The following is an 18,440-nucleotide window of genomic DNA, read 5'->3' as shown; positions in this document are numbered from 1 at the left end:
CCGGTATATATTCTCATTATATTTTTCACCATCATTGTTGATTATTGCGCCGGTATATTGATTGAAAGGTCAAATGGTCGAAAGCGCCGGACATACCTTATTTTAAGCCTTGCGGCAAATATTGGTATTTTGGCTTTTTATAAATACTTCAACTTTTTAGCAGAAAACATTAATCTTCTTGGCGCCTCATTTCATGCGCACGAAATCCCGCTTCTTAATTTTATTTTGCCTATTGGGCTGTCGTTTCATACTTTTCAGGCCATGAGCTATACTATTGAGGTATACCGTGGCAATCAGACGGCCGAGCGCCATTTAGGTATTTATTCGTTATATGTGATGTTTTACCCGCAGATGGTGGCAGGCCCTATTGAGCGCCCACAGCACATTTTACCGCAACTGCACCGAGTTAACAACTACAGTACCAAGAATCTGGTGACGGGCATTTTCTTAATGATGCTTGGCCTATTTAAAAAAGTGGTGATCGCGGATAGGCTGGGCCTGTACGTTGACCCATTGTTTGCCAACCTGCATGCGCATTCAGCGCTTGATATGATCGTGGGTCTTTTCTTCTTCGCCTTCCAGATCTACTGCGATTTTAGCGGTTACTCAGATATCGCCGTAGGTGCAGGGCTTACACTGGGCATTGAACTTATGCGGAACTTCAATTTCCCGTTCTCCAGCACCTCGATAACCGACTACTGGCGGCGCTGGCACATCTCGCTATCCACCTGGCTTAGCGATTATGTGTTTACCCCCATCCTCATTAATAAACGTGATTGGGGTAAAGGGGCTGTATATTTCAGTTTGACAGTAACTTTTTTCATTAGCGGTTTATGGCATGGGGCTGGCTGGCCCTTTATTATCTGGGGACTATTACATGCTTTAGCCATGTGTTACGAGGTGTATACTAAAAAGCGGCGTAACAGGCTGTCAAAAAAAATTCCGGCACCTGTGTATCGAAGCTTAAGCGTAGTTTTCACCTTCATGTACTTGCTTTTTGCCTGGATCTTTTTTAGGGCGCATACGATTGGTGACGCTTTATTTATGCTCGGCCATATAATAACATTTAACAATATGACTTATACTGCTTCCGGACTGATGAATTTCAAGGAGATTTTCTATTGCCTTTTAATCATTATGATATTGATGGCCGGTGAGAAAAACCTGTATAAAATTGCAGACCGGAGCATCTCTAAAAAAATACTGACTTCAGTTGTGCTATTTATTTTATGCTACTTTCTAGGTGTTTTTAACGAGGCCCAATTTATTTATTTCCAGTTTTGATGCGTAAGATAACCGGCATATTGATTACCGTTGCAGGCCTGGCTGTCTTGATTACAGCTATGAACCAAGGCTTTATAAACCGGGTTAAACATGACAGGTATTATGATCACCTTATACCTGAAAGCGCAAGGCCACAATCACTTTATCACAACGTCTTTATGCGTACCGATAGGTGGCAATATGGCGACCTGTATGGCATTTGCTTTTTACCAGAGTACCGGCTCAAGTTAACACCGTTTAAAATTTATAATAACCGTGATGGCAAAAAACCGACCAACAAAATACTGTATATCATAGGGGATAGTTTTACGGCCGATAAGATCTTTGATGATACTTTCACCGGTTTTGACAAGGTGATCTTTTCAGACAGGCGGTTTCCGTTTGGCCCCATCAAACCCGACACCAGTAAGCAAAACTACCTTATAATGGAGTTTTCAGAATTGAACACTGCCGGCTACCGTTCAAAAAAATCTTTTGAGATAACAAATGCTGCAGACTTGCCAACCGGACCAAAACCGGTTGGCATATTTCAACGAATTGATAATATCATTTTTAATAAAGACCTTAATAAAAACGTCGAGCTGTTGCTTTTTGACGATAAGGTATTTAGTCCGGCCAAAGAAGTTAAGGCATCTTTTAATTATCATATATTAGGGAGACTGCCAAAAGAAGTTGCAGTCAGCACCGATAAGAAACGCTTACTCCTCAACATGACGGTGGATACCACTTCTCCCAAATCTGTTTTCATACCCCTTACCGATACGGAAATCGACTCGGTAAGTGCAAGCCTCGCTGCCGATCAGCAGCGATACCTATCATTAGGCTTTAAAAAGGTATTCCTTTCCGTTATTCCTAACGCAGCCTCAGTTTATGATGCTCATCGTTTTACCTACAACCATTTACTCCAGCGCCTTGAAAGTAGATCAAGTACTCCCATAATCTCTGTTTACGGCTTATTTAAACAGGATAATAGGAATTTATACTCGCCTAGTGACGCACACTGGAATGACCTAGGCTATGGTATTTGGGTAAGAAAAGTAAACGAAATTTTAAAGACAGAGACCAATTGACCCCTTTTTTCTCTATCATCATTCCACTTTACAACAGTGGCAACACCCTGCCCGAAACGCTGGAAAGTATCAGTCAGCAAACTTTTGAGAACCTGGAAGTGGTATTTATTGATGGCGGATCAGCCGACGATACCCTGTTTATCATTAGCAATTTTAAAGAACGCAGGAACACCGCCGCCCAATTCATATCCGAGCCAGATAAAGGCATTTATGATGCCATGAATAAAGGCCTTGACCTCGCAAAAGGGCAGTGGTTATACTTTATGGGTGGTGATGATATACTTGCCGGCCCCGATACTTTGCAAAAGGTTTATAATGAAATACAAAATCAGCACGCCGATCTGGTTTATGGCAATGTAACCGGCGCAAAATCCGGCATAAAATATGCCGATGATAACTTAAACAAAGTGTTGTCACGCGGCATACATCACCAGGGGGTATTTTATAAGCGCGGGATATTTGACTATACCGGAAAATACGAGCTTAGCTTTAAAGTAGCCGCCGATTATCATTTAACCTTAAAGGTATTTTGCAACCCCGCTTTCAAAACCCGATACATGAAACTAGATGTAGCGCACTTTGGCGAGGCCGGATTAAGCTCAACTATGTATGATTATCGTTTTTACGGTTATCACTACAAGTTTTTGGCCCTGCACCACGCTGTCAATAACATAGTGGATAAAGAGGCTTCCCTAAACCAATCTATTTATTGCTGCCTTTATTTAGCCAAAGAAAAACAGAGCTTGAAATTTGCCTGGAGCAATATTTTATATTATGTATACTCCCCCAGCCCGCTTAGCTTTGCAGCAAGGGTTAAAACTCTTTTAAGAATGCTAGCCTGGAGCCTGCGATCTGCAAAATGAACATCGGACTAATCACACCTTATTTCCCCGATGAGCATACCATGGATAGCGGTATAGCCAATCATTATCAATTATTGGCCCAAAGTCTTGCAGCCGGCGGCAATAAGGTCATTGTGATGCACGTAAGGGGGCGCTATGAAAATGAGCACGAATCATTCAGTTCACACGCGCCTGTTGACAACGTAACGGTATTGACCTTCAAAGTTAAGGTTCCGGCAGCGGTATACCGTCTTTTTAAAAGCAAATGGGCTGTCATTGATTTAGCTTTAAAACTGCAGTGTATGCTTGTTACGGCCAAGGCTTTGAATAAAATAGTAAAGCAATATCATATAGATGTAATTGAAGCCAGCAGTTATTTTTCACTATGCTATTTTACGCTGTTTAAAAAAACAAAGCCACCGATAGCGATAAGAGTTAGCACAACCTTTTCACAAATGATGAAGGAACATTACCCTTTTAAATCGCGGGGGATGGATCTTATTGCCGCTATGGAAATCGCGTTCATAAGAAAGAGCCTGTATCTACTCACACATGCCAAAAGTCACGGGCTGGAACTTGAGCGGCTTTACGGCATTAACGCAGCACGTTTTACCATCATTCCGCATGGCGTAAAGCTTCCCATGCTGGATCGGGAAAGCGATAACAATGATGCCACCGTTAAAATTTTATATACCGGTCGCTTTGAATACCGAAAGGGTTCCGATGTGCTGCTGGCCGCTATCCCTTTAGTATTAAAACAAAATCAAAACATACTATTTGAATTGATAGGCAATGATCCGGGTAACGATTATCAAACCAAATTTGAGCATGATAACGATGACCGCGTCATTAATAAGGTGTTTTTTAGGGGCAGAACTGGCAATACGGTTTTGGCAGACGCTTATAACAATTGCGATATTTTTGTAGCACCATCAAGATACGAATCGTTCGGGATCATCTTTATTGAGGCGATGAGTTATGGTAAAGCTGTGATAGGCTGCCGGGTAGGTGGTGTGCCGGATATTATTACTGATAACTACAATGGTCTACTTGCTGATGCAGGTGATGCTCAAAGCCTGGCCAACAAGATAATATTACTTGTAAACGATAAGGTCCTACGTAAAAACCTTGGACTCAGCGCCCGGAAAACGGTGGAAGATAAATTTACAGGGGAACAACTAGCGGCAAATTCATTGAAGCATTACCAAACCCTGCTTGTAAAAAAATAAGAATTAATGAGGCTTTCTGTTATCATCCCTACTTACAACCCTGATCAAAAAAGACTAGCGCAAACGCTTGTGGGATTAAAAATACAGTCGTTAGCCAGGCGCGAATGGGAACTGATCATTATAGATAACAACTCGTCGAACAATTTCCGGCAGCAGCATGATCTCAGTTGGCATTCTGCTTCCCAGGTTATTACAGAAACCAGGCAAGGTCTAACTTACGCCCGGCTTAGGGGTTTTAATGAATCTAAAGGTGATATAATCGTAATGGTTGATGACGACAATGTCCTGAACAGCGCTTATCTTGAAAACGTCCTAACTATCTTTGATCAAAACGAGAAACTGGCAGCCATCGGCGGTAAATCTTTGCCTTTATTTGAGACCCCCCCGCCTCAATGGCTTAATGAGTTTCATATTAACCTAGCCCTCCGCAATCCGGGTAACGACACAATCATTTATGGCTGGGATAATAGATATCCCGACGCCGCCCCAATCGGCGCAGGCATGGGAATCAGGCGTAGAGCATTGACATCGTACATCGAAAGAATTAAATCAGGCGAAAGCAACATCAGCGACCGCACGGCAACCTCACTGAGTTCGGGAGGCGATAATGACCTCGTGCTCAATATGCTGAAATCGGGCTGGCAGGTTGGCTATTTTCCTCAACTGGAATTGCACCATATCATAACGACCGAGCGTATGCAGCCAGCATACCTAGCCCGTTTGGCTCACAATACCAATAGGTCATGGGTACAGTTATTGCACAGTCACGGCATCAATCCATGGAAAAAGATATCAGTGTCAGGTGTGCTCCCAAGGAAAATAAAAGCATGGTTTACCTATAAAGCATGGCAAAATAATCCTTCATATATCAAATGGCAGGGGGCATGCGGCTTATTTGAGGGATTGGCCAACCTACCTCAAAAGTAATAACATGCAGGCACTTATCAACCTTCTATACCGCTACCCTAAAGCCAGGCTCAACTATCTCAGGCGTTTTGGCGGGTATATCAATTATCGCAAAATGATGGCAGCCCGTAAGCTCATGGAAAAGGTGTCCTTCAATTTGCCACCCGTCATTTCGGGAAATGATGGGCTTCCTGTATATTTCTTAACGGGGCAAAATTACCTGTATCAAACCTTGTTCTGTATTCGTTCACTGGTGCTGGTATCCAAAAAAAAATTCAGGTTTGTATTAGTTGATGACGGCAGTTTTGACGAAGTCCTTATTAACAGGATAAAAAAACAACTTCCAGGAGCAAAAATCATAACTAAAGAATTAATAGCATTAAACCTGCAGAATGTTCTCCCGATTGAGAAATACCCTTGCCTCCACCATAAAAGGGATGTTTATCCGCACATCAAAAAACTAACCGATATCCATACCATCCCCGGCAGTGGGTGGAAACTTGTACTTGATTCAGACATGCTTTTCTGGCACGAACCTGAGGAATTGCTTACCTGGCTCAACAACCCGCTATATCCGCTCCATATCATCGATTGTGGGGAAGCTTATGGTTATTCAAAAAAACTAATGGAAGAAGTAGCCGGCAATACTATCAAACCACTGATAAACGTAGGAGCAATCGGTTTAAACAGCGACACAATAGATTGGAACGACCTGGAAAGGTGGGTTGCTGCGCTGGAGCACTATGAGGGCACTACGTATTATTTGGAGCAGGCCTTATCTGCCATGATCATCGGCGAGGACAAGGCGACGGAATTGCCGGCCGGCAAATACATTGTAAACCCGGATATGGCAACCATAACCGCCCAAAACGGGGTACTACATCACTATGTTGACCTTTCAAAGGAAGGCTATTACAAAATGGCATGGAAAAAACTGGTTTAAAATCGATGCCGCTAGTTTCAATTTGTATGCCTGCCTTCAATTGTGAAAGATATATTGGCGATGCAGTTCGATCGGTATTGGCGCAAAGCTATGCTAATGTACAAGTCATCGTAGTCGACGATGGTTCCACGGACGGTACTTTAAAACAAATTTGTGAGATCAATGATGCTCGTTTAAGATCAATATCCACACTAAATATGGGTGCCTCGGCTGCCCGCAATACGGCTTATCAAAACGCGACCGGCGAATACATTATTTTTTTTGATGCTGATGACCTGCTCCCGTCTGATTTTATTAAGCAACAGGTCAAAAGGGCAGCAGGCCGAAACGATATTATTGTATTATCAGGATGGGGCCGCTTTTATAATGACGATCTCAGCACTTTTAAAAAAGAACTGATCCCCTATCAGGAAATGCAACTCACCGACTGGATCAATACTTACTGGTACAGGGGCAACCCCATGACAGCTCCTGGCCGGGCCATTATCCCGAGGCTACTGATAGACAAGGCAGGGTTATGGAATGAGGAATTGAGCCTTAATGATGATCTGGAATTTTACACCCGCCTGTTTACCAAAGCCGAAAGGATTCTATTTTGTAACGAGGCCTTTCTCTATTACCGCTCTGATATTGGCGGTCTTTCGGGCCATAAAGGTGATAAGGCTTATCGCTCATTATACCGGTCCATCAGCTTATCCATTAAATTGGTACTACAATCCGGAGGTAATAATTCAAAAATAAAGCGAAGCTGCGCTAACCTTTTACAGGGTTTCATTTACGAACTTTACCCCTCTCATCGGCAATTGATTGCCATAGCTCAAAAGGAAATTGACCAATTGGCTAAGCCAGACCTGAAATTTATGGCCGGGGGCTTTACCAGTTATCTGCTGCCTGTTTTAGGTTGGAAACTCACTAAATGGGTGAAACTTTTTTTAAAAGGCCGTGTCTTGTAACAAACAGTGTTGAATAATAATAAAGCTAAAATTTGCATTGTAAGCCAATCCCACCTGTGCCGCAACCCCAGGGTACTGAAGGAGGCATTGGCACTTTCAGCTGCGTTGTACCGGGTAACCATACTGACAGCAATTTATAGTGATCCATTATACCGGGAAGATCTTTCCTTACTTTCCGGAACGGGCATATCCTATGAAATTTACAGTGACTTGCGAAAGCCTGCCATTGCCGGTTTTATATCCCGGCTAACCAAAAAGTTTTGGCTATTTGCCCAATCAGCGGGCATTGAAAGCAGGCTTAGTTTAGGCTATGGTGCATTACGGTTAAAAAAACGGATTTGCATGCAAAAGGCCGACCTGTACATCATGCACCAGGAGCTAGCGACCGTAACCGGCAGCTTAATGGTACATACGTCTAAAGTAGCTTTCGATATAGAAGACTGGTACTCACAAGATCTTTTACCCAGTGCCCGCAAAAAAAGACCGATTAAACTTCTAAAACGCGCCGAAAAAATCGCCATCGAAGACGGTGTTGCCTGCTATACCACGTCGCACGCATTAGCACTTGGGCTGCAGGCTTTTTATAAAACAACAAATATGCCCTCGGTTATTTATAATTCATTTTCGCCAAACAGTAGCGTTTGTGTGCCAAAAAAACAGGATGTTCTACACTTGTACTGGCTTTCGCAAACTATAGGCGAAGGGCGCGGACTGGAGTTTTTTATCCATTGTATGGCTCAAAGCACTACGAAATTCAAGCTGAGCCTGAGGGGCAATGTCTCTGAAAGCTACAAAAATAGTTTGAGCAGACGGTTATCTCCAAAAGATCAAATTGTTTTTTTGCCTTTGCTGAAAAACCAGGAAATTCTAGCCGATACGGGCAGATACCATATCGGCCTGGCGCTTGAGCCGGATAACCCACCAAATAAAGACCTCACTGTTTCAAATAAACTTTTTCACTATATGGCCGCTGGTCTGCCGGTTATAGCCTCTTATACACAGGGGCATGCCGAGATAGCTACTCAATGCCCCGATTTTATATTCCTGTATAAACAAAACCAGGCAGTGGAATTAACAGGCATTTTAAATCAGGTTGGTTCAAAATTACAAACTAATGAATTAAGTCGTTTGAAAAGCAAAATACTTCATTTTTACACATCGAAATTTTCATGGCCCGGCGAAGCCGCCAAATTGGTCAATCTTATCAATCGCATTTTTGAAAAAGAAAGTTAGCTTACAGATAAACCTCGCCCCAGGCGATTATCCACATGTCAGGCACCTGCTTCCGCACCAATTGATGATGCTCCAGTCCCAGGTCGACGAGATTATTTTAACGGTAGATACCCAACCGGGCAAAGGCCGCTTTGCCGAAGGTTGGTTCAAATACAAAAATTCTCTTGATGAATTTTTGACACTAGTGATTGAACCACATTATCCGGTTAAAATCATCCCTGTTGATTACACGCCCGCCGTTAAGCAAAAAGTTGCACAGTACTTTTTTGGGAAAGATATTATGCCGGTAAAAGATTTCAGGGGAGGGCCATTTTATGCTTACTTTTTCGGCTTATATACTTCAGCCAATAACCTTGTTTTTCATTTAGATTCGGACATGTTTTTGGGCGGAGGCAGTAAAAAATGGATAGCGGAAGCAGTACAACAATTCACTGCTGATGCCGCCTGCTTTGTAATGGCCCCCCTTCCCGGGCCGCCTAATGCTGACGATACCTTAATGAGCCAGAACATAATCCAAAAAATAGCCCCCTTTACCTGGCGGCTGGGCGGCATGAGCACCAGGATTTTTCTAATGGATACATCAAAATTCAGGACCAACAAGCTTTCGCTAGCCAGGCCTTCGTGGCGAAATCAATTAAAAGCATTAGTTGAAATGCATCATATCGCCGATCTGCCGGAACATTTGATAGCCAGCTATATTGAAACACATAACCTGAAACGCATCGACTTTTTAGGATCAGGCAAAGGGATGTGGTCGTTACACCCACCCTACCGTACCAAATCATTTTATGAGCAACTGCCCATCATTGTTAAACGGGTTGAAAACAATGATCTGCCTCAAAAGCAACAAGGCTTTTATGATATCATTGATGAGGTTTGCGATTGGACAGAGGCAAGGCAGAAGTTAAAACAAAGCAGATGGTGGAAACGACAACGATAAACAAACAACAGAAAACGCTATTGATACGATCGTAATGATGGTATGATAGGGAATCTCAAATCTAAGCAATATCAAGCTATTGAATCAAAGCCGCGGTTTGAACATGATTTTGGGGCTTTACCCAGTTTTTTTACGATTTTGTAGAAAACGCATCTTAGCATGCTAAAAAAGTTACTTATCATCTCCCCGTATTTTCCGCCGGTAAACGCTGCCGATATGCAGCGGGTACGCATGAGTCTGCCGTACCTGACAGATCAGGGCTGGCAGGCAGAGGTGGTTACCATTGCTCCTGAATATTCCGACTTGTCTCAGGACGAATTGTTGTCGCAAAGTGTTCCTGCTTCGGTAAAAATACACTATGTCAAAGCGTTTCCAAAAAGTGTTACATCCAAAATTGGCTTGGGCAGTCTGGCATTGCGCAGCCTTTGGCATTATAGCCAAAAGGTAAACAGCATTTTAAGACAGGATAGATTTGATCTTATTTATTTTTCAACCACCCAATTCCCGGTTTGTATTTTAGGTGCCTATTGGAAAAAACGCTTTGGCATTCCGTATGTTATAGACATACAAGATCCCTGGCATTCAGATTATTATCTCAACAAACCTAAAAGCCAGCGCCCGCCAAAATATTGGTTCGCCTACAGGCTAAATAAATACCTGGAGCCCATCGCTCTGAAAAACACCAGCGGGTTGATAAGCGTATCTGGCGGTTACATTGACCAGGTCAAATCCCGTTATCCGGAAATTAAGGACATTCCCTCGGCTGTAATTACATTCGGCGCTTTTGCCCCGGATCTGAAGATCGCTCAAGAAAACCGGGAGAGCTTTAAATCCCTTTTAAGCAAGGATTTTATTAATATTGTATATGTAGGCCGCGGTGGAAAGGATATGTACAGGGCGATCAGCCCGGTTTTTGAGGTTTTTAAAACGGTTTTGACAAATGACCCTGCGCGTTTTTCAAAGGTAAGGTTTCATTTTATCGGTACCAGTTATGCCCCGGCCGGCCATGGCATTGCCACCATTTTACCGCTTGCTAGACAGTTTGGTATTGAGGCAAATCTTATCGAAACGACTAACCGCATTAGCTATTACCACACGTTGCTTACATTGCAGCAAGCCGATGTATTATTCATCCCCGGATCTGATGATCCGCAGTACACAGCATCAAAAATATTTCCATACTTGCTTACAAACAAACCGGTGCTGGCCATTTTCAACAAAGCCAGCTCGGCAATATCCATTATGCACGACTACGGCGTGCAGCATGTTTATAATTATGATGAGGTAACCCCTTCAGATCTTTATGAGTTTTTTAATCAACTCGTCAACGGAAATTTTAAGAAGGTTGAGTATAATGCAGGGTCCGTAAAAAAATACGCAGCGGCTGAAATGACACGGGCACAGTGCCGTTTGTTTGATAGAATAATTTGATGTGATCAACAGAACGTACCCTGAGCTTATAATAAGCCGTCTTTCGGCAATGTATAGTCCGCAAGAGAATTGTAGCGTTTATGAGATAGCAATTACCATCCAGGGGTCTCAAGAGCCTTATTTAAGTTTAGAGGCAGCGGGATTAAGTAACATGACAGCCATGAACGGGAGACTTCCGACCGCGCTAATTCTTATATCTATCATCCTTTTAAGCGGGCTTTTATAAAAATCCTCGTACAAACGACAAATCCAATTTGTTATGAACGAAACTATCTGATGCAAAAGTTAGCCATTATCATCACCCATCCAATTCAATATTATGCCCCGGTATTTAAACTACTGCACGAGCAGCAACAGATCGGGATCAAGGTATTCTACACCTGGGGTGAGGCTGCACAGCATAAGTTTGATCCCGGATTTGGCAAAAAAATCAGTTGGGATATTCCTTTGTTGGATGGTTACCCTTATGAATGGGTAAATAATACATCTGCTAACCCGGGTTCATCAAATTATAAAGGTATAATAAATCCAGGTTTGGTAAAACAGATTGCCAGTTGGCGGCCTGATGCTATTTTAGTTTTTGGCTGGTCCTTTAAAAGCCATTTAAATTTGCTCCGTTATTTTAAAGGTAAGGTTCCCCTATTTTTTCGGGGGGATTCAAATTTGCTGGATAATCGACCATGGTTAAAAAACAAGCTCAGGTGGTTGGTTTTAAAATGGGTTTACAGTTTTATAGATCACGCGTTTTACACTGGGACAAATAACTTCAACTATTACAAGAAGTTTGGTTTGAATGACAGTCAGTTATCGTTTGCGCCGCATGCAGTCGACAACAACCGGTTTTCAGAGGATAGAAGCAACGAAGTAAGCCAGTTGCGTGCAGGCCTTGGGATTAAAGAAGCCGACACACTTTTATTATTTGCAGGCAAGTTCGAAGTTAAAAAAGATCCACTCTTATTGCTTAACGCGTTTTTACGATTAGATGCTTCAAACGCTCACTTACTTTTCGTTGGCAATGGCGATTTACGCGGTGAACTAACGAGTTTAGTGCAAAACGAACGCGTTCATTTTATGGATTTTCAAAATCAAACGCAAATGCCGGTATTTTACCAGGCTTGTGATTTATTTTGTCTTCCTTCAAAAGGACCTGGAGAAACCTGGGGCCTGGCTGTAAACGAAGCTATGGCATGTGGAAAAGCAATATTGGTGTCCGATAAGGTTGGATGTGCTGTTGACTTGGTCAAGCCAGGCATTAATGGCTATATATTTAGAGCAGGTAACGAACGTGAATTACATCAATATTTATCTAAACTCACTACCTCCAAAAAATCTTTGCAAGACTTTGGAAAGCAATCTGCGGAAATAATAAAAAACTGGAATTTTGCCGAAATTGCACGGGAAATTACCTATAGGACTGCAAAAATTCAAAAAACTTTTAATCGCAAAAATGCATCATAATAAAGGATTTGAGCGATATTTAGCGCTTTTTATTCCATCGATCCTGGCTGTAGTATTTCAGCAAGATCCCATTACATCATACATAATTTCATGGGCAGGCTCATTCTTTATTTTTTTGATAAGCTTATCGGGATGGGTGAAACCAATTCCCGGAGACAGAAGCATAGGTGAGCAATTGATGCGTCCTTTGTTTATTATGCAGGTAATATTTGCCGGGTTTATGAGCTGCACTTCAATCTTTTATTTCCTGGATACCCTTGGCTATAATGATTTTAAAAAACTCAGCGACTTTTATTTAGTTGACCAAAGCCGGATGATGCTTGTGGCACAATGCCAGCGATATTATTGTCTGGCACATGCATCGTTTGTCACCGGGATCTTGGTCTTCATGAAATACCCTGCCAAGAAAACGTATTTTATAGAGAATAGCACAATAGCCAACCTTTTACTTAAGATCGCTGTTATAAGTTTTCCTGTGTCTATTTTTTTTCTTAAGATACCCGGCCTCAGCCAATTCTATTACCAGCTTAGTTCTTTGAGTTTTATTGCAGGTACACTGGCGCTTGCCTTTGCTATTCCTTTAAAAAAATCTTTTAACACTTTTATATGTTCGTTGTTATATGCATTTAATCTTTACGAGGCATTTCATTCCGGCTTTAAAGAACCAATTATTATAAGTGTACTTGTATTAGGTGTGTTTTTATATCCTATTTATAAAAAACTGGTTGTTGTTATTTTTGGGCCCTTACTATTTTTTGCGTTTTTGATATTACCGACCTACGTAAATAGCTTCAGGCAAAATGCATGGTCTGGTGAGGCAGATGCATCAGAATCATCGCAAATCGCACTTGACGCTGCATTAAACGAAGATAACAAAGAATCGAACTGGGACTTTTTCGCTTATCGTTTAAGCGAGATCGACATGTTTACTTTGTTCGTTCAATCTACACCAAAAACCGTTGATTATTATGGCCCTGTTTTGTTAGAACAATCCGTTATAGCAATTATTCCCCGGGTATTTTGGCCGGAAAAACCGATCACTGAAGATTTGGTGATGGAACGTGTTTATAACGCTGGTGTAGTGAACAGATTGTCCAGTGTTTCAGCAAAGCCGGCATTTGTGGTTGATGCGTATTTGTCCGGAGGTGCGCCAGGGATAATGTTTTACTTATTTATTTACGGCGCTGTCGCCCAATTGATATCAGTTAAAGCCGAAACCCTTTTTGGCGGATACATTTTAGGCTCAGCATTAATCTTTAGCGGATTGTTCCAAATATTGTGGCGCGGGTTGAGTTTCGAGTTTTTGTTTAACTCGGTATTTTGGAGTTACATCAGTATGCTGGTAATTTTCATGATTTTGAAAAGAGCTAAAATTTTAAAAAAGGTTTGAAATTACTGCATATAATAGCGGCATATAAACCGGCCTATATTTATGGTGGGCCAACCATGTCTGTGGCTAAATTGTGCGAACAGTTGGTCGCGAGCGGTCATCAAATAGATGTTTATGCAACAACCGCTAACGGCTTGGCCGAACTGGATGTTGTGCCAAACGCCTCTGTTAAAATTGATGGCGTCAATGTTATCTATTTTAAGCGTATCACCAAAGATCATACCCATTTTTCACCTGCTTTGCTGATCTCACTTTGGAAAAATGCGCGACAATATAATGCCGTCCACATCCACGCCTGGTGGAATCTCGTGTCGGTATTATCATGCATTGTTGCTTTAATGCGCGGCGTAACTGTATTTATCTCACCAAGGGGTACGCTAAGCCCTTACTCGTTTGAAAATAGAAATAGCGGTATAAAAAAACTTTTACATAATTTAATAGGGAGGTTACTATTAAATCGCAGCCACATCCATGTAACATCTCAACACGAGTATACGGCCATTCAAAGCCTTGTATCACCTAAAAGTATGACAACGATACCTAACTTTGTTAAGTTAGGTAAAGGTTACCCGCAAAATGTACTAGCCCTGGCTCAGCCTTTCAAACTCATATTTTTATCACGTATAGAGGAAAAGAAAAATTTGGAAATACTTTTCAATGCACTTCCCGATGTTGCTGCCCCCTACCATCTAACTATAGCCGGTGATGGAAATCCCGGCTATATAAAAACACTAAAAGCATTAGCGACAAAAAATAATATTGCTGAACATATTACATGGGTTGGCTTCCTAAATGATGATAAGTTTGATGTGCTTTCCAGGCATGATCTTTTTGTTTTAATATCATACGACGAAAATTTTGGAAACGCAATTATCGAAAGCTTAAGCGTCGGTACGCCAGTGCTGATAAGTACGGACGTTGGCCTGGCAAATTACGTGACTGAAAACAAATTAGGTTGGTTATGTGAACGCAGCGCAGATTCGGTAAGCTTCGCTCTCAACCAAATCATTACATACAAAACACATGAAATACTGGCGATTAGAAAAAACGCGCCGCTTATCATAAGAAACAACTTTAACGAAATACCATTAACCAAACTTTATACAGGCCTTTACAAGCAACATATAAATGACTGATAATCATATAACACTTACGGGTCTAATTTCGACAACCCATGCCAAATCAAATCGCGATTAAAGTGACGGAAAGTTTAGACATCGTTATCTTAACTTTCAACGAGGAAAAAAACATTGAAGCATGCTTACAAAGCGTGCTACCGCTCAACGCAACGATCTATATTGTAGATTCGGGTTCTACAGATAATACACTGGCAATTTGCCGCCAATACACGGCTAACATATACACCAATCCGTTTGAGAACTATGCGGCGCAACGCAACTGGGCGCTACAAAACCTGCCCTTAAAAAACACTTGGGTACTTAACCTCGATGCCGACCACCGGGTTAGCGCAGCGCTTGTTACCGAACTTGATGCCACCCTAACAACCCAAACCGTAAGCGATATAAACGGCTTTTTAATTAGCCGCCGCACCATGTTTATGGGCAAATGGATAAAACATGGGGGCCACTACCCAACCTACCACGCCAATATGTTTAGGAACGGCTTTGGCAGTTGCGAAGTAAAGCTGTACGATCAGCATTTTCTGGTTAACGGTAAAACAAAAATATTAAAGGGTGATATCATCGATATAATTACCGATTCGATAAATACTTTTGTAATAAGGCACAATCACTGGGCAACGCTTGAAGCGCAATACCAGGTTGATCAACGCAACAAAAATAACGATGTGCAGCTAATTGAACCAAGGTTTTGGGGCAACCCTATGCAGCGCAGACGTTACATGAAAAAGAAATATGAGGCGTTTCCGTTATTTGTGCGGCCGGTATTATATTACTTTATAAGGTATATTATTAAACTTGGTTTTTTAGATGGTAAAACGGGGTTTGTATTCCATTTTTTACAGGGCTTTTGGTTTCGGATGATGATAGACATTAAGGTTTACGAACTTTTAAAGCAACAAAAAAATGAAGGGTAATAGGCCCAAATTAAACCCTGCTTTAATTTTTGCGATTAAGTTTTTATGCTTATTCGGCTTGCTTTACGGCTTTTATATTGGCTATGTAAGCATCACAAGCCCGGGTGGTTTGTACATGCCTTTTTTTGAAAAGCACCTGAATATGATAAGCGGCCTGCGTTATATTTTAATAGAAAGCAGCGCCTCAATTTTAAGGATACTTGGCTACCAAACACGTACAAACGATTATCAACTATTGGTAGTGAGCCATAACATTTTACATATAGCCTATGATTGCCTTGGTTTTGGTGTAATGTGTTTTTTTACGGCGTTTGTAGTTGCGTACCCGGGCAGCTTAAAATCTAAAGTATTATTTTGGGTTGTAGGGGTGGTTACCATTCAATTGTTAAACATATTGCGGTTTGTATTGCTCGCGCTTTATTGGAAACGAAATACAAACGTCTATTTATCCGATCACCACACTATTTTTAACATTGTAGTGTACATACTTATAGCCATTAGCTTGTATTTTTATACCCGTTACCAGGACAAAACCACAACCTTAAATGCAGCAAACTAACCTATCGGTATACAACAATCATCCCTACCATCCCGGTGGCAACGCCCTCAAAAGGTTATTGTGGTATTATGTAAACGGTTTGTTTTTTAAATCGGGTTGGTTACCGGTAAGCGGTGTTAAAGTTGCACTGCTGCGTCTATTTGGGGCTAAAATTGGCGAAGGTGTTATGATAAAACCTTGCATAAACATCAAATACCCATGGCACCTCAAAATTGGCAACCACAGCTGGATAGGGGAAGCCGTTTGGATAGACAGCCTCACTACGGTTACTATCGGTAGTAACGTGTGCATCTCGCAAGGGGCTATTTTACAAACCGGCAGCCATAATTATAAAAAAGCTACTTTCGATCTGATAACCAAGCCTATCACTTTAGAGGATGGGGTTTGGATAGGTTGCGGCGCAATTGTTAACCAGGGGCTTAACATAGCAAGCCATGCTGTATTAAGCAGTGGGTCTGTAGCTACAAAAGATCTTGAAGCTTATAGCATATACCAGGGTAACCCCGCCGTTAAAGTACGGGGCCGTTCTATCGAATAAATATCTATCATGCCTAACACCTTTCCTTCGCACCGTATCATCCTGCTAACAGTTTTTACAATTGTTTCTGTATTGGGCATTTTAGTTATTATTACGCCGGCTGCAATTTTCCCTGATGCCAGCTGGGGGTTCCAGGTTTTACGGTCGATGGAGTTTGGCGGGCCGTTTAATGTGCTCAGCAAACCCAGCCAGCAAAATATAGCCCAAAACACCAGCGAGTTTATATCGTGGTGGTCGCCGGGGCAGTATCTTATCCCTTATTTTTTTAAAGCCCTGTTAGGATTAAATACGGGGCACGCTGCATCGGTAACCACTATGCTTTGCCAATTTTTTGGGCTTATTGGCTTTTATAAATTCTTTAGAAAAGTTGGTTTTTCGCCAACTATAAGCGCTTTAAGTTTATTGGTGACCATTTGCCAGCAGGCTTTTTTTACCCCATATATCTTTTACATCGGCGGCGAAACATTGTTATTCGCTTTCGCGGGATGGTTCCTGTACGGTTGCCTGGTATTTAACAAACCCGATTGGAAACTGCTACTGTTTGTACTGCTATCCGGCTGGATTGGATTCATCTGCAAATCCTCATTCATATGGATGTATTTTGCGGGGTTATTCTTCCTGTGGATCCAGCTATTTGGCCAAAGCCGCAACGTCAAAGCATGGCTTTTTAAAGGATTTTGGATTGGCATACCTGCACTGATATCTGTAGTAGTTATATCATGGGCATACTTGTCTAAAGGCCAAAATCCCGCTTCGGGATCAAACGGTATTGATTTGAGCTGGAAGGTATTCACTTTCCCTATCGCATCGCCAATACTTGCGGGCTTTTCGGCTGATGACCTGGTAAACGGCTTTATTTTTCATAATGATAGCGCCGTACTATCTGCCGGCTGGGCCGCCGCCCTACTCATCCTGCTTGCACTATTGAGTATTGTTTTGATATGCAAGATCTGTACCCAAGTCCCCGATAAAAATTACCGCAACATCATTATCATATTTTATAGTGTATCACTTTTGTTCTTCGGTTCGGCATTTTTGCGCCGGTTAGATATTTCCTATGAGGCAAGGCACTTTAGAATTATAGGTTTACTTATTACACCGGGAATGCTGTATTTATTTAGTCGGTATAAGATGGCTTATCGACTGATCTTGGGCGCTTTTATAGCTGTAATTGGCTGTTTTTCGGTGATATTTTACTGTACAAGTAGTTATGGACTGCATCACTACACGGCTTACGGCACATCGGGCATTGGGCAACAATTTATAGACCAGGAAAGTCTTAATTATGTTAAACTGCTCGACGACAAGCAGAAAGATGCCACCTTTGTTTTCTTTAGCCCCGATCTTGGGCTGGAGATACAGCGTAACCGGATAATTACACTCGATGCACTTAACACAGACATCAATATAGACTTTGATCAATATATCCACAAGGGCTACTCGGGCCCGCTTTATATTATAATGCCCCAATACTATATTGGTATAAGGGCATCTGTTATCCTAAAATCCTTCCCGGGGTACAAAGGTTTTTCGCTTAAAGAACTAAGCGATAACTATGTACTTTACTTCGCTACTGAGGCGCGATAACGTCTTTGTTGATCAAAAAAG

At 41.8% G+C, this 18,440-nt stretch carries 17 protein-coding genes; all 17 read left to right on the top strand.

What is annotated here, in order from left to right; translation table 11 throughout:
• The first annotated feature begins 261 nt into the window (after positions 1 to 261).
• The 17 genes from ABIB39_RS11215 (at position 262) to ABIB39_RS11135 (ending at position 18,419) form a co-directional block, all read left to right on the top strand.
• Entirely contained in the window at positions 262 to 1,284 is a 1,023-nt protein-coding gene (locus tag ABIB39_RS11215) for an MBOAT family O-acyltransferase (protein WP_354429970.1), read from the top strand.
• Complete coding sequence (locus ABIB39_RS11210) at positions 1,284 to 2,354, top strand: alginate O-acetyltransferase AlgX-related protein (protein ID WP_354429969.1); 1,071 nt, start codon at positions 1,284 to 1,286, stop codon at positions 2,352 to 2,354. The genes ABIB39_RS11215 and ABIB39_RS11210 overlap by 1 nt, the downstream gene beginning before the upstream one ends.
• Complete coding sequence (locus ABIB39_RS11205) at positions 2,351 to 3,217, top strand: glycosyltransferase family 2 protein (RefSeq protein WP_354429968.1); 867 nt, start codon at positions 2,351 to 2,353, stop codon at positions 3,215 to 3,217. Before ABIB39_RS11210 ends, ABIB39_RS11205 begins: the two co-directional genes overlap by 4 nt.
• Entirely contained in the window at positions 3,214 to 4,425 is a 1,212-nt protein-coding gene (locus tag ABIB39_RS11200; RefSeq protein WP_354429966.1) for a glycosyltransferase family 4 protein, read from the top strand. Before ABIB39_RS11205 ends, ABIB39_RS11200 begins: the two co-directional genes overlap by 4 nt.
• A 6-nt stretch (positions 4,426 to 4,431) precedes the next feature.
• Positions 4,432 to 5,352, top strand: coding sequence for a glycosyltransferase (locus ABIB39_RS11195; protein WP_354429964.1), 921 nt, complete (start codon positions 4,432 to 4,434; stop codon positions 5,350 to 5,352).
• A 4-nt stretch (positions 5,353 to 5,356) separates the two neighbouring features.
• A complete protein-coding gene (locus ABIB39_RS11190; RefSeq protein ID WP_354429963.1) occupies positions 5,357 to 6,274 on the top strand; it encodes a hypothetical protein in 918 nt (305 codons plus the stop codon).
• Between the two features lie 5 nt (positions 6,275 to 6,279).
• The gene (locus ABIB39_RS11185; RefSeq protein WP_354429961.1) at positions 6,280 to 7,227 is read left to right on the top strand and encodes a glycosyltransferase family 2 protein; all 948 of its coding nucleotides are present in this window, start codon (positions 6,280 to 6,282) and stop codon (positions 7,225 to 7,227) included.
• Between the two features lie 9 nt (positions 7,228 to 7,236).
• A complete protein-coding gene (locus ABIB39_RS11180) occupies positions 7,237 to 8,460 on the top strand; it encodes a glycosyltransferase (RefSeq protein ID WP_354429959.1) in 1,224 nt (407 codons plus the stop codon).
• On the top strand, positions 8,444 to 9,400 hold the full coding sequence (locus ABIB39_RS11175; RefSeq protein WP_354429957.1) for a hypothetical protein: 957 nt from the start codon (positions 8,444 to 8,446) through the stop codon (positions 9,398 to 9,400). Before ABIB39_RS11180 ends, ABIB39_RS11175 begins: the two co-directional genes overlap by 17 nt.
• Before the next feature lie 159 nt (positions 9,401 to 9,559).
• Positions 9,560 to 10,831 carry a glycosyltransferase gene (locus ABIB39_RS11170; protein ID WP_354429955.1) on the top strand — a complete coding sequence of 424 codons (1,272 nt, stop codon included), beginning with the start codon at positions 9,560 to 9,562 and terminating at the stop codon, positions 10,829 to 10,831.
• Between the two features lie 276 nt (positions 10,832 to 11,107).
• Complete coding sequence (locus ABIB39_RS11165; protein ID WP_354429954.1) at positions 11,108 to 12,289, top strand: glycosyltransferase family 4 protein; 1,182 nt, start codon at positions 11,108 to 11,110, stop codon at positions 12,287 to 12,289.
• A complete protein-coding gene (locus ABIB39_RS11160) occupies positions 12,279 to 13,679 on the top strand; it encodes an exosortase Y-associated Wzy-like protein (RefSeq protein ID WP_354429952.1) in 1,401 nt (466 codons plus the stop codon). The genes ABIB39_RS11165 and ABIB39_RS11160 overlap by 11 nt, the downstream gene beginning before the upstream one ends.
• Positions 13,676 to 14,815: an XrtY-associated glycosyltransferase XYAG1 gene (locus ABIB39_RS11155; RefSeq protein ID WP_354429950.1), complete on the top strand. Its 1,140-nt coding sequence runs from the start codon at positions 13,676 to 13,678 to the stop codon at positions 14,813 to 14,815. The genes ABIB39_RS11160 and ABIB39_RS11155 overlap by 4 nt, the downstream gene beginning before the upstream one ends.
• A gap of 38 nt (positions 14,816 to 14,853) precedes the next feature.
• Positions 14,854 to 15,735 (top strand): glycosyltransferase family 2 protein, encoded by an 882-nt coding sequence (locus ABIB39_RS11150; RefSeq protein ID WP_354429949.1) that lies wholly within the window; start codon positions 14,854 to 14,856, stop codon positions 15,733 to 15,735.
• A complete protein-coding gene (gene xrtY / locus ABIB39_RS11145; protein ID WP_354429947.1) occupies positions 15,725 to 16,294 on the top strand; it encodes an exosortase Y in 570 nt (189 codons plus the stop codon). The genes ABIB39_RS11150 and xrtY overlap by 11 nt, the downstream gene beginning before the upstream one ends.
• A complete protein-coding gene (locus tag ABIB39_RS11140) occupies positions 16,281 to 16,832 on the top strand; it encodes a WcaF family extracellular polysaccharide biosynthesis acetyltransferase (RefSeq protein ID WP_354429945.1) in 552 nt (183 codons plus the stop codon). The genes xrtY and ABIB39_RS11140 overlap by 14 nt, the downstream gene beginning before the upstream one ends.
• Positions 16,833 to 16,841: 9 nt before the next feature.
• Positions 16,842 to 18,419 carry a hypothetical protein gene (locus ABIB39_RS11135; RefSeq protein ID WP_354429943.1) on the top strand — a complete coding sequence of 526 codons (1,578 nt, stop codon included), beginning with the start codon at positions 16,842 to 16,844 and terminating at the stop codon, positions 18,417 to 18,419.
• The last annotated feature ends 21 nt before the right edge of the window (positions 18,420 to 18,440 follow it).

It is taken from the genome of Mucilaginibacter sp. UYP27, assembly GCF_040547175.1.
Taxonomy (GTDB): Bacteria; Bacteroidota; Bacteroidia; order Sphingobacteriales; family Sphingobacteriaceae; genus Mucilaginibacter.
The sequence above is the reverse complement of the archived record's forward strand: the minus strand, read 5'-3'. Positions and strand labels throughout refer to the sequence as shown.